Below are 2,059 nucleotides of genomic sequence, written 5' to 3'. Positions count from 1 at the left end.
GAAAGCACCGGAAAATGCTGGGTTCATGGGATGTCTGTGAGCGGTGCTCTCTACCCTGCCTGATCAACGTATTTTCATTTACTTTAATGTGGCCAGAATTTTCTGAATGCTCTTTCTTATATTGTCTTTACAGTGTCTTCTATCTAGCTGTTGCTGAGTGCTTTTTATACGCTTCCTGTTTGGTATGAATGAGAAATTCTTACAATGATCAATACTATCATTTAAAAAATGAATAAATAACGTACTCTCTTCACTTTTTAAAAAGTGGGTGTCCTTTTTATTTTTCTGGACCTTAAAATGAGCCTGCCCAAAGAGTGGGTCGTGAACTGCAAACACGTCGGTAAAGGATTGCCTGCCCTGAAATACCTGTCCCGCTACCTCTATAAAGGTGTGATCAGCGACAAAAACATACTGACCAGCCAGGGTGGAAAAGTAACTTTCTCCTACATCAACAGCGAAACCGGAAAAACAGAAACCAGAACCTTGCCCGGAGAAGACTTCCTGTGGTTGGTTTTGAAACATGTACTGCCAAGAGGGTTTCGACGATCACGGGACTATGGATTTTTACACAGCAACGCCAAAAAGAAATTATCACTGGTGCAGCTGATTCTAAATGTGATGGTCAAAGCGGTTGAGCCCGTCATTCGACCGCAATTCAAATGCAGGCACTGCGGTGAAGCGATGAAACACATTGCGTTCAGTTTTATGAAACCCACCTGATGCATTGAGTCGGATTACACACCGCCATTTACCAGCAGGGAGGAAAAGCAAACCCGACCATAAAGGGATACAAGGCACTGGACTACTGTAATGCAGTGGTCGGGTGGCTTTCATCCTGAATAAAGAGAGACTGGAAAAAGCAATCTGATTCGAGACCTGCCAGAAAAGCAAACTTCAATAGACCTTCCTCGCCAGAAATCAACCCGGGCTTGTGCAACAACCGGATAAGATTGCGGCTGAGCGCAATCTATCCTTATTCGTTAGCGCAATCTATCCTTATTCGTTAAGTGCCGATTTTTGGATTTTTTAAGATGGAAGGAATTAGGTCAGAAATCTCATCTAATTCAATCATTACCCTTTCATAACGATTATGAATTTCATTCGTCTTTGACCTTGCAGCCTCTAATTTTCCCCTAAGTCTCGCAAGCTCATCTAATAAAGATTCATCAGCCTCAGCTGTAATGAAGTTATGCCCACATGTTAGACACTCTCTACCACGTCTGAACCAGTGAATATCAGGATAATCATTTCTTTTCCATCTCTGGTTCTTTTTTTCCCCAAGCTCAGTCAAACAAATTTTCCTGCACTTTGTGATTTTTTCACAAGATGTGCAGAACATCTTCGTGCCACCAATCGTCATGGAATTTATTTCCAATTGGCACGGAGTGCTTTTGCGAGATCTGGAAATAAATCTCCATATAGTCCAAGGCAAGTATCGGTCCACCCCCCTTGTTCTACGATCATTACTAGGTCATTTGTTTTTAGATCGGTTACTTCTAAAGAAAAATCACTGAATTTAATAGCTCGCCCTCCAACACACCAGTCAACTGGTCGGCCAGGTATTACTGTAAGACCATAGCGGGCATCAGCAAGATTAAAAGTTTCTTTAACATTGCTATTACTTACTTCTATTTCTTTGACAGATGTAAATCTTTTTACTCTAAAACCTTGCTTGGCTAATTCTCTACGGATTTTTGTATCCCAACGAGTACCTGTCATTAAAACCAAGTCTTTTTGTGATGAATCAATTGCTGCAATTTGATCTACACGAAGTCCTGCAGCACATCCGGTCAGTAACAAAATAAGTGGAAAAACAAGAGTACTTCTTAATTTCATTTGATTCTCTAAAGCTGATGAATAACGAATTATTATACCAAGCGACTTAATGTATAGAAATACGTAAATGTTGATGTTGACGTGATGCTAGGCACTTAACGATTAGTTCAGCGAATTCTGCACCGCTACAATCTACCAGATTCTGGCGAATTTAGGCAGAGCATAAAAGAGGTGATGTGCAGCATTCGCTGCAACGGGGGTTGGACGAGCCCTTGCACGGTCT

At 41.4% G+C, this 2,059-nt stretch carries 2 protein-coding genes and 1 pseudogene; 1 reads left to right on the top strand and 2 read right to left on the bottom strand.

All coding sequences use genetic code 11. The annotated features are described in order from the left end of the window. Nucleotides 1-285: 285 nt before the first annotated feature. Nucleotides 286-720 (top strand): annotated as a pseudogene (locus J7439_RS25305) (transposase); the annotation flags it as partial. 283 nt (nucleotides 721-1,003) lie between these two features. On the opposite strand, the gene J7439_RS25300 reads toward J7439_RS25305, so the two are convergent. Both J7439_RS25300 and J7439_RS25295 read right to left on the bottom strand, forming a co-directional pair. Next, nucleotides 1,004-1,291: a hypothetical protein gene (locus J7439_RS25300; protein WP_209204830.1), complete on the bottom strand. Its 288-nt coding sequence runs from the start codon at nucleotides 1,289-1,291 to the stop codon at nucleotides 1,004-1,006. A 74-nt stretch (nucleotides 1,292-1,365) separates the two neighbouring features. After that, on the bottom strand, nucleotides 1,366-1,836 hold the full coding sequence (locus tag J7439_RS25295) for a hypothetical protein (protein WP_209204829.1): 471 nt from the start codon (nucleotides 1,834-1,836) through the stop codon (nucleotides 1,366-1,368). Between the last annotated feature and the right edge of the window lie 223 nt (nucleotides 1,837-2,059).

The sequence above is a fragment of the Salinisphaera sp. G21_0 genome, from assembly GCF_017744115.1.
Lineage (GTDB): Bacteria > Pseudomonadota > Gammaproteobacteria > Pseudomonadales > Endozoicomonadaceae > Endozoicomonas.
Note: the sequence above shows the minus strand (reverse complement) of the source record. Positions and strands in the feature narration are given on the sequence as shown.

Coding starts and splice junctions, on each gene's coding strand:
- J7439_RS25295 (WP_209204829.1), bottom strand. CDS start 1,836: ATGAAATTAAGAAGTACTCTTGTTTTTCCACTTATTTTGTTACTGACC.